Raw genomic sequence first — 17,248 nt, forward strand, 5'->3', positions numbered from 1 at the left:
ATTGAAATAGAAAAGACATGACCTGCGCTTTCAGGCATTAAAGGCGCAGGCTATGTCTTTTTGCGTTCTGTTATTTGGGAAGGAGTGTTAGAAATGAAAAGAAGCCGGCTGTGGTTTCTCTATCCGGTTACCGGACTGTTTATGATTGTATTTTCCCTATGGATGGGGGCATGGTATGTGGGTATCTCTGTGGTTTTAACCATTGTCATGGGAATGATGCTGGCGGAGAACCGATTCTCGAAAAAAAGAAACAGGACTGTTGCCCCTGCCATAAAACTGGCTCATAGCTTAGAGCACGACGAGGAGACAAAACGCTTTTTTGAGGATGGAAAAGCGTACTATCTTGCAATGGAAAGAAGAAACATATTAGATAACGTCTTAGGCGTTCTGTTTTTGTGGGCGTCGGTTCTATGGACTTATGAGCGTTTACTCCGGCCGGACGGGGGCGGAGCAGCCGGGACGTTGGCTGGCTTCTTAATCGCGTTTATTTTGTTCCTGACAGTCAATTTCCTTCAAAGGTGCTATTGGCAGCGGGCATTGCTGCATCCACTACTCCGGGATAACCGCCCGATCAGCGCGTCTGTGGCCTGCCTGCTGGAAGGAATCTACGGTCTTCCCACGAAACGGACGCGGGCAGTATCGATTCACAATGCAGCCGTAGGTCTGTATCGCGGCTGCCGGAGCGAGGAGGCGCTTGTACTATGCCGGCTCGCCCGGAATATGGCTGGGAAATATAGAAGTGGTCTTTTTATGTATTTAGACAGCGATACGGCTGCCGCCTGTCACAGAAGTCTTGGAGACGAAACGGCAGCGGAAAGAGAGGAATTGAGGAAAGAGATTATCCTTGAAGAAAATCCCCTGCTTCTAAAGAACAAAGACATTCAGTTGAACCTTATAAACGCAAGATATCGCCATATGATTGGAGAGAGTCGGCTTACCGATGCGGAAAAAACAGGAGAAGATTATTTACGCAGATGTCAGGATGATTACCACCGCCTGCAGGCGCTGGGGCTTATGGCAGAGGTAAAAGAAAACCTTGGAAAAACGGAGGAAGTTTCTGATATCCGAAGGAAGATACTTACTTTCAGTTCTGAAAACAAGGAAGTCCGGGACGCCATGGCTTACGGGCCGTGTACCTATTCTTTAAAAAAGCTGGCGGTGAACGACTGGACTGCCACTGTTTTCCGATTCCTATATGGCGCTGTCATAGCCTTACTATTATTTGTGACGGCGGCAAAGATATCAGGTGCAGATATCAGTAAACAGGCAGAAATAACCGAGCCAGATTTTTCAGAAATTATTGGTTCTATGGAAGATGTGCCGGAAGCAATACAGCCTTCTGAAAATCCGATTGTTTCGGTGCCGGAGGAATCGGAAGAACCTTATGCAGATAACGGTTTCGGGATAAACACGGCAGAATTTTCGGTAACGTACCCGGAAGATTGGAATGGACTATATGTGGAGAAGCGGTTAGAAAACGGAGGAATCCTGGTCTGTCAGAAAAAATCGTATGAGCAAAATGGAGACGGGGCGCTATTCTCAATCACTGTTTTTGATGACGGAGCCTATGTTAATGAGCCGGATTATGAGATCCTGGGCTATGATGACCCCTGTGTCTATGTTATGAAACAGCCTACGGATGTGACATTTTACTGGGATAATGAGCAGATTCGGCGGGAATATATCAAAATGCAGGAGGATTTGGAAACGGTTAAAAACAGCTTCCGTATCCTCTCCGATTCTGCTGAATATGATGGCAGGGAATACATTTTCCCTAATAGCAGCGCCGCCACCCTGCAAGAGTCAGACTTATTGAACCTATCCGCGGAAGAACTCCGAATTGCCAAAAATGAGATTTACGCGCGGCATGGCAGGTTGTTTGTAGATACGGAGCTGCAAAGTTATTTTAATGGCTGCAGTTGGTACAGGGGGAGGATTGAACCGGATGAATTTGACGAGGGGATGTTAAATGAGCTTGAAAGAGCCAATGTCCAAATCATTCAGAGTCGGCAGTAAAAAAATGGATAAATATTAAAATTATGTTAATTTTATTTACAGCCTGTTGACAGAAGATGCCCCTCCCCATATAATGCCATCATAACCCCAAAATTGACTGATGGTTGAAAGGAAATAACAAAACGTATGGACGACGCCGATAGCGACGCTGCCCCTAATATATATATTGACTGTAATAAAATAGGAATACGCTCCAGAATAGGAAAGGCATAACCTGCGCTCGTGAAAAGGCGTGGGCTATGTCTTTTTGTGTTCTGGCTTAGATAAATCAAAAGAATTTTGAGAAGAATGGAGGAGATATAAATTTTGACAATCATTGAGGTTGTGGAAGTATTAAAAGCGGTTATCTTTGGCTTCGTACAGGGAGTGACAGAATGGCTTCCGGTCAGCAGCACGGGGCACATGATTCTGCTGAATGAATTTCTGCCGCTGTACCAGTCGGAGGAGTTTCTGGAGTTGTTTTTCGTGGTGATTCAGTTTGGCTCCATTCTGGCGGTTCCGCTTCTGTTTTGGAAACGGATGGTTCCCTGCGCTGTCCGCGGAGGTTTCCGTCCAAAGCCCGATATCCTTCTCCTGTGGGGAAAGATAGCCGTGGCCTGTATTCCTGCCGGCGTGGCGGCGCTTTTGTGGAATGACGAGATAAACGACCTGTTCTACCACCCCCATGTAGTGGTTATCATGCTGATCGTTGTAGGCATTCTGTTTCTGGTGGTGGAGAATCGAAAAAAAGACCCAAAGATTCATACCGTGGCGGAGCTTACCTGGAGGGCCGCATGGTGGATTGGCTGTTTTCAGATGATTGCCGCCATATTTCCGGGGACTTCCCGTTCCGGCGCAACCATTATCGGAGCGTTGATGATTGGGGTGTCACGTACCGCGGCGGCTGAATTCACCTTTATTATGGCGGTGCCGGTTATGCTGGGGGCAAGCCTCTTTAAAATGGTTCAGTTTGGCTGGGAATGGACCTGGGTGGAGGCGATTATCCTGCTGATCGGAATGATTGTGGCATTTCTGGTGTCTCTGCTGGTTATACAGGGACTGATGAATTTTATTAAAGGGCACAGCTTCAAAATCTTCGGGTGGTATCGGATTGGATTGGGGCTTGTTATGGCAATCTACATGTTTGTTTAAGCGAAGGAGGATTTAAAAGATTGAAAGGTTCTGCTTTATCTGTCATGTTAAAAGGCGTCTGTGTTGGCAGCACGATGATGGTTCCGGGCGTCAGCGGAGGTTCCATGGCTATGCTTCTGGGAATCTATGACAGGCTGATTTATTCTGTCAATTCCATTCGCAGCGGCAAGAGCCTGCTGCTTTTGGGGACATTTTCAGCAGGAGGTTTTATCGGTATCCTGCTGTTCTCCCAGCCGCTGTTATCTCTGCTGGAGCGGTATCCCATGCAGATGCTGTATTTTTTTATGGGCGCGGTGGGTGGCGGGATTCCGCTGATATTTCATAAGGCGCAGATCCGGAGGTTTTCCATGCCGGTTTTGGTCTGGCCGGCGTTTGGTATGCTGCTGGTGTGGATTTTGTCTATACTTCCGGAAGCGCCTGTCCAGGCGGGATTGTCCATGGGGCTGAAGGAAACCGTGTTTCTTGTGATGACCGGCATTGCCGCCGCGGTGGCTTTGGTGCTGCCTGGAATCAGTGTTTCTTACCTGCTGCTTGTATTTGGGATTTATGACGGAATGATTCTGGCGCTGCACGGGTTCCACCTGCCTGTCTTAGTTCCATTTGGGATTGGGCTGCTGCTGGGAATATTTCTGTCAACAAAGACCCTGGAGCACGCGATGAAGAACTACCCGCGGCCCACGTATCTGATCATCCTCGGTTTTATACTGGCTTCCCTGGCGGAAATCTTTCCGGGGCTTCCGGAGGCCAACCAGACGATTCTTTGCTGTATGCTGGCGGGAGCGGGCTTTTTTGCGGTCCGGGCGCTTTCCGGGCTGGAGGAGGCAGCATAGGTTGATATTAAACTATGATAATATTTTTAGGAGTGAATATGGTACTGCTGGCTGTAAGTATCGGTTTTACCATATATGTATTGAAAAAATACGGGGAGAACGGCTGGAAATCTATTATTAGCCACGCAATTCTTCCGCCCTTTCTTTTGGGCGTGGAAATCGCGGTTCTATCTGCCATTGAGTACAGTATCATTATGCAGGATAACGAAGGCCCGTTTTTAGGGATAAATCCGTTTATGCTGTTGTTTTTATCTTCGGTGATTTACCTGCTTGCAATAGTTTATTACATGTGTAAATATAACAACGATACGCGGGATTCCGATAAATAATGGAGGGGGTGGTAGGTAAGATGGAAACACAAACTGTCAGGAAAGATTTTAAGCAGAGCAAGGAGAGCAGCACAGATGAAAGATGATGATATAGGTAAGAAAAGAACACAGATAAACCGGATAACAGCCTCTTATTTTACAAATATAGCTGCTTTTCTGGAATTTTTTGTGGCGGCGATTCTCCTTGTCGCCATACTGGCCGGAGCGGTTCTGTTGGCGGTCAATTTGACTGGCGATTTGATACATAATCCCCAGTCAGTAGACTTAAACCAGGTTTTGGGAGACGCGCTGGCTCTGGTTGTTGGTATTGAGTTTATTAAAATGCTGGTTAAACACGCGCCGGAAGCCGTGGTGGAGGTGCTTCTGTTCGCCATAGCCCGGGAGATGGTGGTTACACATGCCGGATCGGCTGAAACCCTTATGGGAGTAGTGGCCGTAGGGATTATCTTTCTGATTCGCCACTATCTCTGTCCGGCTAAGCCAGTTACGGCGGAACAACGCCAAATACATGAATAAGGTTGGAATTTTAAGGTTATGAGTATCGGAATGGAAAGGGGGTGCCAGAATGGGAAAAATTGTGATTATCACTCTTGATGAAGGGTCGGAGCATGTTCTAAACAAGATATTAGACAGCATAGAGGCTGAAAAAATTCAGTTCGTGGATGTTTCACCAACGCCGGTACTGTCCCTCACAAACTTATCCCTCTATCCCCATGAATGTAAGGTAGAGGTTAATGGGCAGGAACTGACATTGGGACCGCGCCAGTTTGCACTTCTGTACCTTCTGGCGCGCAATGTGGGCCGCATTTTTACAAAGGAACAGATTTACTACCAGGTATGGAACGAATCGACGGCAATTAATGTAGACGAGACCATCCGCTACCATGTCAGCGAAATCCGGAAGAAGCTGGAGCAAACATATGGCTATGACTGCATAGAGACGGTCTGGGGGATTGGATATCGGTTTAAACATGAAAAATAGTTCAAAAATTTCTGTGGTCTGTTGAAAAAAACGTAATCAGAACGTAAAGGATAAGTATAAAATGAAAAGGAGATGTATTCTATGTTATTAGCAATCGACCACGGAAACAAACAGATTAAGACAATCCACTGCCCGCCCTTTGTATCAGGGCTGCAGCAAAGCATCACGAAACCATTTGGAAAAAACATTATCCAATATGATGGGACTTATTACGCCCTTTCAAACCAGAGGATTCCCTACCGGAAGGATAAAACAGAGGATGACCGATTTTTCCATTTGACCCTGTTCGGTATTGCCAATGAGATTGAGGCAATGAATTGCTATTCAGAGGACGTAATACGTGTTCAACTTGCAGTAGGGCTTCCGCCGGCCCACTTTGGCGCCCAAAACAAGAGTTTTACAAAGTATTTTATGGACAGAGATGTCATTAAGTTTCATTATCATGGAAAGCCTCATTCCATCTATATTGAAGACGTGGCCTGTTTCCCCCAGGCTTATGCGGCGGCGGTAACGATGATGAAATCCCTGATTGAATGTTCTAAGGCTCTGATTTTGGATATTGGGGGTTTTACGGCGGATTATCTTTCGATGATATATGGACAGGCAGACCTATCTACTTGTGATTCCCTGGAAAACGGTGTGATTCTTCTGTACAACAAGATTCGCTCCAAGTTAAATTCAGAACTTGATCTGCTTCTGGAGGAAAGCGATATTGACGCGATTCTAAAAGGGAAAACAGACGGTTATGCACAGAAGGCGGTTCAGATTGTGGAATACCAGGCGAAGGAATTTATCAACGATTTGTTCAGCGCTCTGCGGGAGCGTATGATTGATCTGCGGTCCGGTACTGTCGTGTTTGTTGGGGGTGGAGCTATTTTGCTGCGCAGGCAGATTGAAGCGTCTGGTAAAATCGGCAAGCCGCTATTTGTGGACGAGATTAATGCCAATGCGAAGGGATATGAATTTTTGTATCAGCTTGAAATGGCAGGCAGGTGATACATATGGCCGCTAAAAAGGACAGGGAGCGCTTTACAATCAAATTTAATGAAAACGATCCCGCGCATAGAAAGGTAATTGAAATTCTGGAGAGACAGGGAGCGCACAGCAAGGCTCCCTTTATCGTCAACGCAATCCTGCACTATATCCACTGCCCGGAAACGCCGGATATTCCTGTCTCCTGGCTGATGGATAAAGGAGCTATCGAGGAAATGATTCGGGGCATCCTAAAGGAGCAGGCAACGGAAAATGGCTGCTCGAAGCCGATGGTAAAAGTACAGCCAGCGGGAAAAACACAGCCCTTGGCAGAAGCCGGACAACCGCCCAAACAGCCAGAACCGCCGTCCGGTACATTTCGGGCGGAGCAGGCGGCTCCGATGGAACAAGATACGGAAGAAGACTCCGCGCGGGCCTTAATTATGAATACGCTGTCGGCATTTCGGAATAATTGAAAAGGAGACATGGGAGGTTATTTCTCCTGTGTCTCCTTTTCCTTAACCGCAGCTATAAAGCTGCCAATAATATCTTCCAAATGCCTGTATTGATTTGGCGTCAGTTCAGATACCCTGGGAGAGAGAAGTGATTGTTCTCCCTCTGTGATTTTACCCAGCAGAAGATAATCCGTGCTGATATTGAGAGCGGTGCAGACCCTGATGATAGTTTCAGGTCGCATTGCCTTCTGGCCCAGTTCCGCGGTGGAAACTGTCTGCGGTGTGATATTTGCCAGCTCCGACAGCTTCTCCTGTGTCATATGGAGCTGCTTTCTCCGGTCGTGAATTCGTTTTCCCATTGCTTTTAAAAGGTCGTCCATTTATCCTGCCTCCATGCTATAGTTATATTTTATCGTCTATGGCATGGTTAATTAAGCGTCTATGGTTGATTTTTAGCGTCTATAGCAGTTATAATGGAAATAATATTTTTATTGATTGAGGAGGAATCAGATGGAAATACCCGCATGTACAATTATTGGACATAAACCGACAAGATTTAAGTTCAAATACAAAGAAAGCTATTCCCTATGTAAAAAAATAAAGAACGCCATGACAGAACAATTCAAGCTTCTCCATGCAATAGGTGTGCGCCGTTTCTATGTGAGCGGAGCGCTGGGCGTCGGTATGTGGGCGGGAGAGCTGCTTCTCCGCTTAAAGGAACAGCCGGGTTATGAGGATATAGAACTTTGGATAGTCCTGCCCGCAGCAGGCTATGACGCACATTGGGATGAACGGAGTCGAAAACGCATGGATTTTCTGATAAAGCACAGTACAGAATATGCGACGATTGGAGGGGGAGACGGTGGAGAAGGTTATCTGAAGCGAAACTGCTACATGGCCGATCACGCACAATACATGGTAGCCGTTTACGATAGAGATACTACGGTGAGATCCATCACGGGGCAGACTGTAAATTATGCCATAAGAAAGGGCTTAAAAGTCACTTATATTCATCCCGACACGGCGCGGATTACCTGAAAATCCAATAAGCTACTTTTTCAATCCCTTTATGATGGCTTTAACATTCTGCAGCTGTTCATGGTCCAATGCTTTTACATCATCAAACATCTCTTTATACTCTGTGGGGTAATCGCTTTCACTGTCGAAAAATTCGGACGGTGTAACGCCCAAATACTCACAGATATAGAAAAAAACCTGCATAGATGGAAAACCGTTTCTATTTTCCAGCGCATTAATATAACCGGCGCTCTGCCCGATAGATAAACTCATATCGCGCGCAGACACACCCTTTGCGGCACGTAACCTTTCTAACCGTTGGTAAAACAAGTCCTCAAACATACCAAATCACCTCTATATATGATTTTACCCTATAGGCAACTGTAATATGTCCGGTTATACTGGATACTAGACCCGTGGTGTCTGATTGTATTGGAGATTATATTAAAAATAGCTTATTTAACCAGATGGGAGCACTTATGAAAAAGATATTTTACTACTTTAAGTCAAGAAAAGTCCGAATTGCAGTCCTGATTGCAGCGTTATCTATGGTGGCGTGTATGGCCGGTATAAGGGGGGTTAACCAATGGAAACGCCCGGAAAAGAGTCCGGCTCCCGTAGTTGAATGCGAAGAACCGCCGCGATACATTTCAGATACTGCGCCAGAGGATTGCCTGCTGTGTAACGGTGGAAAGGGGACGCTGCTGCCCTGGTATGGGAAACAGGAAAATGTGGAATTTATCAGCCTGAATACCTTTAAGCTGTCATGCGTGGAGATTAACCGGTATGATGATGACGGAAAACTGATAAAAAAGCCTGTAAAAGGTTCATCTTCTCATATATTGACTACTGGTGACGGCGGCTTTATGTCACTTGTGTCAGCATCTCCGAACAGAGGGTATGCCCATGCCTCCATCACCTTTAATAAGGACGAGGTTCTGGATATGAAAAAGGTGGAAGAATTCCTTTGTACAGACTGCTTAAACCGTATCATGGACGAATGCTGGAGCGATGAACCATTTGGAATCGGGGTAATCGACTTCAAGACAAAAGATATACGGCTGCTGGAGCCGGATATTACGGCTTTTGTTTTTAACGACTATTATATTTCCTGTGATTTGCGTGAGAGAAGGGAGGAAGATTCCTGTGCGGAGATGGATTTCCTGATTTTCTATTGCCCGGAGAGGTATAAGGAGTAGACGGGTTGATGATATATTACAAAAAAGCGTCCCGTATGTTACTATATGGGACGCTTTTAAAATATTCAGAGGTGATTTCCTATAGAGCATACTTTGTCAGTCAGCGTTAATTCTTTTGTTCGCCGGTGTAAGAATCAAAAACTGTCTGTTCCACGATTTCCTGTGTTTCATACTCTATTTTTGAGAATAGAAGTTCATTCTTTTCAGAGTCATATCTGTGTTCATATAAGTAGCGAACGCCGTCCTCAACCTGTTCCACTGTCCCGAACCAAAAAGGCGCATAGGACAACGGGTCTTCTGCATATTTACGAACTTCGTCAATTTTATTGGACACCTCTGTTGATATTCCCACATCGCTGGGGATTGTATGCGGAAAATCACTGTAATCACCGATTGCAGCGTTCCTCCCGAGTGTTTTTAAATAGGCTTCCGCATAGGAACGCTCCTGTCTTTTTAACTCTTGCTCATCATCTTCCTGTGTACTGATACACCGTTCCCAAAGTCCATCAGGAAACATGGAACGGATAGAGTCACCGTAGAGGCCGCCGTCCAGCGGTTCCTGATAGTCCTCCAGTTCCCAGCCCCCACTATCTTCCTTGCGGAATTGAATGGCTGCCGGAATCACACCGCTTCCGCTATCCTTTACAAAGTTTCCATCCTGGAACTGATAAGTTCCATACATTGTGAGCGCATATACTTTAACTTTGTCTCCATCCTGCACCGTATCCATGATGATATGGCCCTCGCCGCAAGCCTCATCATTGGCTGGGTATTTATCACTGTTGTGTTGCAGAATTACCTCCGCGATTGCCTCGTCAAGTGTTTGGGCGGCTGGTGCCGATCCGGTTTCCGAGGCAGGTTCTGGATTCATTGGGGCAGGCGTGCCTAGCTCTTTGATTTCAGCAGATAAGGTGGAGTCCTTTGCTGATATGTCCTCTGACTTTACTGTGCAGCCGGTCATTCCCAGTAGCAGGATTAAGATAGATATGAAATATAGGATATCTATTTTCGCTTTTTTCATTTTCTACTCCAATACCCCTTAAATTTATCAGTATTTATTGACTTTGCTTTTTTCTCCACTCGCGTTTCCATAAAGCTCCAATAAGTTGAATGAAAAATATCGCAACAAACATGGCTATCTCGGCTTTCCAGGAGATTGGAAATGCGTAATCAAAGATAAGCCAGGAAAAAAGGTAAAGCAAAAACACAGCAATATAAAGAAATATCGTCCGTACAAATGATAGTAACAAAATTTTTTTCATAAGCGTTTCCCTCCATCATGTTAGATTTGAGATGATTCATTTTTTGAAAATTTATAACGAAACAACGGCTCCTTTCCACGCAGAAAATAGCAGCGCAAACGCTTTAAATAAGGTGATAATTAAGTATATCATATGGACATTTCCTATAAAAGAAAAAATGGTATTTTTATACAATGTTAAGATTTTAAGAGCCAGCGCCGCCAGCTATTCCGGCAGCGCCTGGCGTTCAATGTATACCATCTATATCCGTTTGCTTAACATGCAATCCGGGAGACCTCTTTTTTCTCCTGGCAGCCACGTAAAATTTGAATGGCTGTGTTCACATCTCTGCGTTCATACTCATGGGTAAGATTATCAAAATAATCTCCATAATACAGTTCATTTTCATAGGCGCGGAAGGTATTTTGCTGCCACAGTTTATCGTTTTCTTCGTTCAGCTTTCTATATTGTTCCTGGACGCCATACACGTACCAGTCCATCACATCATATTTCGCTTTCCATTTGTCGAACTGCCGGCCTTCTAACATTCGCTCAAATGCCCATAAATAAGCCTTTTCAAAATTAGGCCAGCGCCGCAATTCCCGGATTATGTTTTTGGAGGATGTGAGAGGACAGCCAACACAGCCAATCCGGCTGAAGCCTTCGTCATATAGTTCACAGTATGGGATATGATTGTCTTCAATGACATTCCAAAGCTGTTCATCGGTCCAGTCAAGGATTGGGTGAAAAAATGTCACTCCTTTGTATGCCTGACAGGTCTCAACTCTTGAACGGTTTCTCCTCTTGGCGCTTTCCGCCTTGCGTACTCCTGTCAGCGTCAGGACGTGTCCCTCTTTAGGACAGCTATTTCGCTCTTTGTATTCACTGTAGCAATACCGGCAGACCCTGGCCTGGTATGGGATACTGGCCTGGTCGAGTAGCCATTTTAGGACCACACTGTCCTTACCGCCGGAAAAACGCAGGCACATGGTATGGCCGCCGGCGATATTGCGTAATTCTTTGATAACTCGTCCCACGTAATCTCCATATACAGGTAAATTTATCTGACCTCTCATTCTGATTCCTCACATTTCGTTAAATTAGTATGCGCCAGAATTAGGAATCAAGATTTAACCACAGTCACCTCTAACGCCCGTCCTTTCCTTCCATATGGCAGATTTGAGAGAATATCCTCATAATATTTTCCTGTGCCGACCTTATCTTTCAGATAGCTGTGGTGGGAAAGCGGAAGTCCATCACTTCCAATGACGCCGATTACAAAAGTTTCCGCATCACGGGTGCTATGGTACAGAATATAAGTGAGGCTTCCCTGACTCCATTTGGCTGCCCGGAAATCATCTGCACAAACTATGTTTTTCCAGAATTCTTTTACCACTTCCAACTGCTTTGAAAATAAGCGGTCCGCATGGAACGGATCAGCGGTTACCTGCGGCGCTTCTATTTGCTGCGTTTTAAAATCATTTGCCATATGTCACTAACTCCTTCCTTCTAAATCAAACAGGTTTATTTGTACCGGTTGTTCCTGCTCTGCTCTTATCCTTTGCTGCCGCAATTTTGCCAGCTCCTCAATCCGTTCGGGTGTCAGCCATTTGTCTGCGTGAATTTTATCTAAAGAATGTTCCTCCAGGCTGTCATATCCAATCTCCAGGATTTTTGCTTCCAGCTTTTCTATACGCTTTTTTCGCGTTTTCTGGCGCCGCTCCCGTTTTGCTTCCTTTTGGCGCTTTATTAAATCTGATGAATGTGATATCCGGATTCCGTCCTGAATATCAGCCAGATCCTGCATAAGGTCACGGCTTGGTCTGGATTCCGCCCTGATATTGAGAATCTCGGCCTGGAATGTGGGGTCAAATAACTTTACTGTGGTATAGGTATTCCATTTGTATTTATCCCAGATGATATTCTTTCCGTTTTGCCTGATAAATGCCTCACAGATATCCATGCACACAGGGCGTTCAAAGTAGCGGATTCCCTTTTCAATGTGAACCACTACTTCCCCGTCGAACAGCGTTCCGTCCTTTCTGGTATGGCTTGTCTTCAAGTCATAGTACACGTTTCCCTTTTTCCGGCTAAGCTGGCGGTCTAAAACAGGACACCACCCATCCTGGGAATAACATATTCTGGCACACCTTTGTGGTTCGTAATCTAATCTCCATTCCCGCGTCCGTTCGTCAAACAGCATATGGTTCAAACATATACGCCCTTTGTGAGCAATAGAATATTCCCTATACTTCCGCTGTTTTTCAGTCTGCCGTTCATCATCTGCTTTTTCAATGCTATTCTCATAATCATAACTTTCTTCCGTTTTATGGCAGACACATTGGCACATAATACAAAGACCGCCGCCCCGAGTGCCGTGGAGCAGCGGATCATTGTCCGGGCAGTCCGGGATATCGTAGGGACACCGGATTACCGGATTATCATTTTCGTGACACCACAGAATTCCCATATAACTCATATCGCTGTTGACATTCTCGCCCAGGACATATTTACCGCAGCCGGTCTTATAGATACATTCATTGGCAACCGCTCTTTTGAAAATGAAACCGCCGCCCAGATTGTTTAGCGGATCGTCTCCGGGCAGGGTGCTGCTTTGAATCTGTACATAATCCGGATAATGGTCTACCGTGTATCCTTCTGACAAAAGGCGCTGTGTTAAAAGATTATATTCCGCCATAAGCTCACCTCATATTCCAAGGCAGGGCCTGATGCCCAGATAATGCTCCATGCGGTCTCGCAGCGCCTCTATGTCCATATCGTATTCTTTGGCGATACAGGATTCGCAGCATGGGTATTTATATGCCAATACCTTTGAGATTCTCTTATCCCAGCTATTAATCCGCGTATCACAGTTGTTGCAGGTTTCGTCCAGCCATTCTAACTTTTTCATGCTACGAACGGGCCTCCTTTCATATTTTGCGGTCTTGCATTATCACACCGGCAAGAGAATAGAAAAGAGCTGACCGCTGCTCATTCGGGCAATCGGTCAACTCTTTATACTTAATGTTCCTCTGATTCTTTTGCATAGAATACTTTAGAGGAACCGGCTTCCATTTACGCAGCAGAATCCTGCTTTCCATACATTGTTTCCTCGGGTATCCATTTCCCGTCATGTAAGATACAGCCGTTGACATCACAATAGATATCCGGCGTCCGGGGCGGATTTCCGAAACAGTCTTCTATCAGATAAAGCCCCAGGTGTTGATAATAGAATGGCTCCAGGGCCGCCTTAATCTGTTCATTTAAAGTTAGCGATAACCGTTCAATCTCCTTGATATCCTGCCGCTTGAAGGCTGCGGCTGAAATCTGCCGGAGCAGCCCTGACTGACGTATCGCGGCTTCGATAATTGGCAGAGCTTCCTTAAAATACTCCCTTCGGATACGGATTCCCTGCATAGCCGCCTTGTTGACATAGGCGGTGGTTGCCGCGCATATGTCCTCACAAAGCGCTGTATATGGCTTTCTGTATTTTGTCTTTAGTTCAGACAGGGATACAAGCTCCCGGTTCCGCTTCAGTTTGTCAAGCAGCGCGGACAGGGCTTGATGAAGCTCCATAATATCCATTACAACCCCTCTTTTCCTTCCGATTCCGAAAGACCAGCAAAAATCAGTTGTGTGGCGGTACAGAATCCAGATTTATATGCCTGCTCTACAACCGCGTTGTTTCTTATTACTGTAGCTTCATAATAGTCTTCAAACAGCTTCTGCGAGTTTTTAGGAAGGCTTGACAATAGCATCCTCTGTTTGATTATTACTGTATTGTTAAGTGCCGCCGAGGGAGCGGTATCCTTAAAAACCGAAGCCTCATAGTTTCCCAGATAAAGCTCTTTTAAGATATCGGCGCCTTCCGTCAAAGGCAGCTTGACAGCCGGATTTTGACGGTTTAAAGAGTCCGATATTGATTGTAATGATTGAATAATCTGGGGGAGCTGATGTTCAAAAAACATTTTTCCCGCCGGTGTCTCATAGAAATTCATTGTATCTCCTTTCCTTTCATAGAAAGAGCCTTGGTATTAAGCAATGGTCTGCTGCCCCCAGCGAATCCGCAGCCGTCCCTTATCGTCCTCTTCCCGGCACATAAGCAGTGACAGCAAATCATAGTCCACATCAAAGCGCTCGTAGATTTCATCTAAATTCGTATCCTGGCCTTTCATGAACAAATTCAGTTTTTCTTTCACCAGAATCATCTGCATGAGGTTTGATTCAATGCTTCCGGCATAGGTGATAAAGTACACGTCTTTGTATTCCGTAGAGGTATAGCGGATAAACCGGAAATAGAACTGGCTCATACCGGAGTTATTATAGTGAAGCTCCGGTATAATAATTTTATTGACAAACTCAAAATTCACACTGGACGAAAGACTCTGCTGGGTACAGAGCAAGATACCGTTTCCGCTGTCCCTAAGCGTCTGCCGTAGGGCGCGCCGCTTGGCAAAGGTAGTTGTTGAGCCGGTCACAATGAATAGCGGCCGGTCAGGGAGGTACTCGCGGATCGCTTCCGCGTAGGAATCCAGAACCGCCTTATGACGCACGCCGATAGCGACAATCTCATTTTTCCACCCGGCTGCCAGCTCCACGGCTGCCATAATCTTGACAGGCGTATCGCCCCCATATTCTTTTACCGTGTCCGGCGCCGCGCTGATCCGCAGCAACAGAACAATCTGCTGGATTAATTTCATCATACTGTCTTTTCTGGAGTTGCCCGTTAAGTTAAAGTAATGGTTCCGCATGACAACAAATTCGTCCATGGCTTTTTCGTATACCTCTTTTTCCTCCGGTGGAAACCAGACCGGAAGCTGGTGCAGCCGTTTGATGTCCTTCCCGCATACCTCCTCAAAGGTACGTGTGATAACGGTTTTCCCCAGAAGCTCGCTAAGGACTTCGGAATTAAAGATATCCTGCGTCCTCTGCGCCACTCCAAAAACAGTGATTTTATCTGGAAGGTGGGAGACGGAAAAAAGAGAATATCCTTTTTTATAAGCCGGAATAGGTTGTCTGTAGTTTGGATTACGCCATGATTCTAAATGAGAATCCTTCCCCTTATAACAGTAGAGCTTCGAGCACCAGGAAATCATATTCACGGAATTGTTGTATAACAGTTCTAATTGTGGCGCGAACTCGGAAATGTTGTTCCGTGTGCTGGTGCCGGTAGTCAGAAGCTTCATCCGGCAGCGCCGGAAACAGGCCAGAACCGCTTTTGTCCTCATACTGCTGGAATTGGATATTTCGTCGCTTTCATCCAGCACAAGCTGTATTTTCTGCCGGTGCTGCTTCATCCATTTGGAAATCTGCTTCTGGTACTGGCTGATTTTGTTCAAGGTGATGATAACAAAATCTCCGCTGCGGATTTGTTCTAAATCTTTCAGCTTTTCGACGAACACATAGGAGATGCCGTAATTTTTCAGCACCACATCCCAGTTATTCCGTATAGAGATAGCTGACGAAACGACCCAGGTGTTGCGGAGAGCCTGGCGCTGCATACGGAACTGTCCGACTGCAATGCCTGCAAGGGTTTTTCCGCTCCCCTGTTCCCACTGGAGAAGGGTGTTGCGTTTTTGCAGCACAAGATTTATGTCATGCCGCTGGGTATCATTTAAATGGATTGCTTCGTCATTTTCAGCGTCCCACAGGACAAAGTTCGACAGCCACCTGGCAATACCAGGGTCTTCCTCCATATCGGCAAACTGCTGATTCTGATTTTCGTAGTCCTTCCGTTTTTGGCGCAGCAGCCGTTCATATCCGGGAAAATGTTCCGGGTTATTATCCAGGACAGCCTGATAGACGGGCGTTGGACACCTCATGTCATAGGTCATCTGCCGCCGTATTTTCGCGCTGTAGCCTTTATAGACAAAGTGGTAATTTTGCTTAACCAGGGTAATCACGTCTTTTTCAGGCGGCTGGTTTTGTTTTTTCAATGTTTTGCGCAGATAAGATATTACTTTCTTTTCAGTGATTTTGACTTTGCACCATTTCTCATAAGACATTTCTTCCGGTTTCTTTTCCGTACAAAACCGGTACAGATACTCATAACACTTTGTATACCGGGATTGCAGCTTTGGGTGTATCTTAATATGGTACAGGAGCTTTTTAACTTTATATTGGAACTCGGCTGATGTGTCCTGGCTTTTTGCCAGTTCCAGCAGAACATAGGATTTGTGCGTCTCTAAGTCTGCCCTGGCTTTCTCCAGAAAAGTTTTATAGATACGGTTTGCTTCTGACTGAATAGGAAAGCCTGCCGCCAGAGAAAAGCCGGTTTTCGTGGTATAGAGCGAAGAAATCCACCCTTCCAATCCGCTTCGTCTTTGCCAGAATTGCAGCTTTGTAGGAAAATGGACGGCGCCCACGGCGGAGAAAGAATTTTCCGGCAGGGAAACCTGTCCGAGAAAGCTGAACCTGCTCTCCATCATCTGAATCAGACGGCCATTGGTAAAGGCATCAGACAGAAAAGACTGTGGTACGATAATCGCCATGATACCGAAGGGTTTTAACAGTCCGGCAGCTTTTTCACAGTAATAGATCTGTGAAAGCATTTCACTCCCGTCCTCCAGATACCATTTCAAGTTAAAGGGTGGATTGCCAATCACATAGTCAAAGCGGATACCAGGTTCATATGTGCGTATGTCCCCCAGCTCAATATTTGCCTCCGGGTAAAGGTAATGGGCCACCTTGTGCGCTTTATGGTCGATTTCGCAGCCATAGGCGTTCGATTCCGCGGGCAGGAAGTTAAAGAAATTCCCCATGCCGCAGGTCAGGTCGGCAATCAAATCGGACGCGGAAGGCTTCAGACACGATACCACCAAATTACAGATTGGCGGCGGCGTGAAAAACTGTCCGTTTTCTATTTCCTTTTTGGCCTTACTGTACTCATGGTAATTCTCATAGTCATCACGCCGCAGATCATGAAGCCCGCCGTCTCCGGTGTAGGCGTTGTAGACATCGGCTGGGGTAATTCCCGCAGAATCAAAGCCGCCATGGTCTATGAGATAAAGAACCTTCTCGTTGAGAACTTTTCTCTGACCGGACGGAACTGGATTGGTCTGGTAAGGATATTTCAT

The 17,248-nt window shown here is 45.8% G+C and carries 20 protein-coding genes; 10 read left to right on the forward strand and 10 right to left on the reverse strand.

Annotation, left to right across the window (positions count from 1 at the left end; all coding sequences use genetic code 11):
• Positions 1-93 precede the first annotated feature (93 nt).
• The 8 genes from ACLTD4_RS08815 (at position 94) to ACLTD4_RS08850 (ending at position 6,736) form a co-directional block, all read left to right on the forward strand.
• The gene (locus ACLTD4_RS08815) at positions 94-2,016 is read left to right on the forward strand and encodes a YARHG domain-containing protein (RefSeq protein ID WP_412313727.1); all 1,923 of its coding nucleotides are present in this window, start codon (positions 94-96) and stop codon (positions 2,014-2,016) included.
• 306 nt (positions 2,017-2,322) lie between these two features.
• Positions 2,323-3,147: an undecaprenyl-diphosphate phosphatase gene (locus ACLTD4_RS08820; protein WP_412331241.1), complete on the forward strand. Its 825-nt coding sequence runs from the start codon at positions 2,323-2,325 to the stop codon at positions 3,145-3,147.
• Positions 3,148-3,167: 20 nt separating this feature from the next.
• The gene (locus ACLTD4_RS08825; RefSeq protein ID WP_412313725.1) at positions 3,168-3,977 is read left to right on the forward strand and encodes a DUF368 domain-containing protein; all 810 of its coding nucleotides are present in this window, start codon (positions 3,168-3,170) and stop codon (positions 3,975-3,977) included.
• Between the two features lie 38 nt (positions 3,978-4,015).
• Complete coding sequence (locus tag ACLTD4_RS08830; RefSeq protein ID WP_412331242.1) at positions 4,016-4,306, forward strand: hypothetical protein; 291 nt, start codon at positions 4,016-4,018, stop codon at positions 4,304-4,306.
• Between the two features lie 75 nt (positions 4,307-4,381).
• Positions 4,382-4,822 carry a phosphate-starvation-inducible PsiE family protein gene (locus ACLTD4_RS08835; protein WP_243009726.1) on the forward strand — a complete coding sequence of 147 codons (441 nt, stop codon included), beginning with the start codon at positions 4,382-4,384 and terminating at the stop codon, positions 4,820-4,822.
• A gap of 49 nt (positions 4,823-4,871) precedes the next feature.
• Complete coding sequence (locus tag ACLTD4_RS08840) at positions 4,872-5,288, forward strand: winged helix-turn-helix domain-containing protein (RefSeq protein ID WP_117622511.1); 417 nt, start codon at positions 4,872-4,874, stop codon at positions 5,286-5,288.
• An 81-nt stretch (positions 5,289-5,369) separates the two neighbouring features.
• The gene (locus ACLTD4_RS08845; RefSeq protein ID WP_117622512.1) at positions 5,370-6,284 is read left to right on the forward strand and encodes a ParM/StbA family protein; all 915 of its coding nucleotides are present in this window, start codon (positions 5,370-5,372) and stop codon (positions 6,282-6,284) included.
• A gap of 5 nt (positions 6,285-6,289) precedes the next feature.
• On the forward strand, positions 6,290-6,736 hold the full coding sequence (locus tag ACLTD4_RS08850; protein ID WP_412313722.1) for a hypothetical protein: 447 nt from the start codon (positions 6,290-6,292) through the stop codon (positions 6,734-6,736).
• Between the two features lie 17 nt (positions 6,737-6,753).
• Here ACLTD4_RS08850 and ACLTD4_RS08855 read toward each other — a convergent pair whose 3' ends face one another.
• Positions 6,754-7,095, reverse strand: coding sequence for a helix-turn-helix domain-containing protein (locus ACLTD4_RS08855; protein ID WP_117622514.1), 342 nt, complete (start codon positions 7,093-7,095; stop codon positions 6,754-6,756).
• Positions 7,096-7,225: 130 nt separating this feature from the next.
• On the opposite strand from ACLTD4_RS08855, the gene ACLTD4_RS08860 reads away from it, so the two are divergent.
• Positions 7,226-7,753 (forward strand): SLOG family protein, encoded by a 528-nt coding sequence (locus ACLTD4_RS08860; protein ID WP_412313720.1) that lies wholly within the window; start codon positions 7,226-7,228, stop codon positions 7,751-7,753.
• 12 nt (positions 7,754-7,765) lie between these two features.
• On the opposite strand, the gene ACLTD4_RS08865 is transcribed toward ACLTD4_RS08860, so the two are convergent.
• Positions 7,766-8,074 carry a helix-turn-helix domain-containing protein gene (locus ACLTD4_RS08865; protein WP_412313719.1) on the reverse strand — a complete coding sequence of 103 codons (309 nt, stop codon included), beginning with the start codon at positions 8,072-8,074 and terminating at the stop codon, positions 7,766-7,768.
• Between the two features lie 137 nt (positions 8,075-8,211).
• Between ACLTD4_RS08865 and ACLTD4_RS08870 the strand changes: the two genes are divergently transcribed.
• On the forward strand, positions 8,212-8,931 hold the full coding sequence (locus ACLTD4_RS08870; protein ID WP_412331243.1) for a hypothetical protein: 720 nt from the start codon (positions 8,212-8,214) through the stop codon (positions 8,929-8,931).
• A gap of 106 nt (positions 8,932-9,037) precedes the next feature.
• On the opposite strand, the gene ACLTD4_RS08875 is transcribed toward ACLTD4_RS08870, so the two are convergent.
• From ACLTD4_RS08875 to ACLTD4_RS08910, 8 genes are all read right to left on the reverse strand, one after another.
• Positions 9,038-9,802 (reverse strand): hypothetical protein, encoded by a 765-nt coding sequence (locus tag ACLTD4_RS08875; protein ID WP_412313717.1) that lies wholly within the window; start codon positions 9,800-9,802, stop codon positions 9,038-9,040.
• 645 nt (positions 9,803-10,447) lie between these two features.
• Complete coding sequence (locus ACLTD4_RS08880; RefSeq protein WP_412313715.1) at positions 10,448-11,248, reverse strand: phosphoadenosine phosphosulfate reductase family protein; 801 nt, start codon at positions 11,246-11,248, stop codon at positions 10,448-10,450.
• Between the two features lie 47 nt (positions 11,249-11,295).
• Positions 11,296-11,661, reverse strand: coding sequence for a hypothetical protein (locus tag ACLTD4_RS08885; protein ID WP_412313713.1), 366 nt, complete (start codon positions 11,659-11,661; stop codon positions 11,296-11,298).
• A 6-nt stretch (positions 11,662-11,667) separates the two neighbouring features.
• Positions 11,668-12,870 carry a sarcolemmal membrane-associated protein gene (locus ACLTD4_RS08890; protein WP_412313712.1) on the reverse strand — a complete coding sequence of 401 codons (1,203 nt, stop codon included), beginning with the start codon at positions 12,868-12,870 and terminating at the stop codon, positions 11,668-11,670.
• A 9-nt stretch (positions 12,871-12,879) separates the two neighbouring features.
• A complete protein-coding gene (locus ACLTD4_RS08895; protein ID WP_117622522.1) occupies positions 12,880-13,083 on the reverse strand; it encodes a hypothetical protein in 204 nt (67 codons plus the stop codon).
• 164 nt (positions 13,084-13,247) lie between these two features.
• Positions 13,248-13,757, reverse strand: a complete 510-nt coding sequence (locus tag ACLTD4_RS08900; protein WP_412313711.1) for a hypothetical protein — start codon at positions 13,755-13,757, stop codon at positions 13,248-13,250.
• On the reverse strand, positions 13,757-14,140 hold the full coding sequence (locus tag ACLTD4_RS08905) for a DUF6809 family protein (protein WP_412331244.1): 384 nt from the start codon (positions 14,138-14,140) through the stop codon (positions 13,757-13,759). Before ACLTD4_RS08905 ends, ACLTD4_RS08900 begins: the two co-directional genes overlap by 1 nt.
• Positions 14,141-14,206: 66 nt before the next feature.
• A complete protein-coding gene (locus ACLTD4_RS08910) occupies positions 14,207-17,248 on the reverse strand; it encodes an N-6 DNA methylase (RefSeq protein ID WP_412313709.1) in 3,042 nt (1,013 codons plus the stop codon).

The sequence above is a fragment of the Hungatella sp. genome (assembly GCF_046966825.1).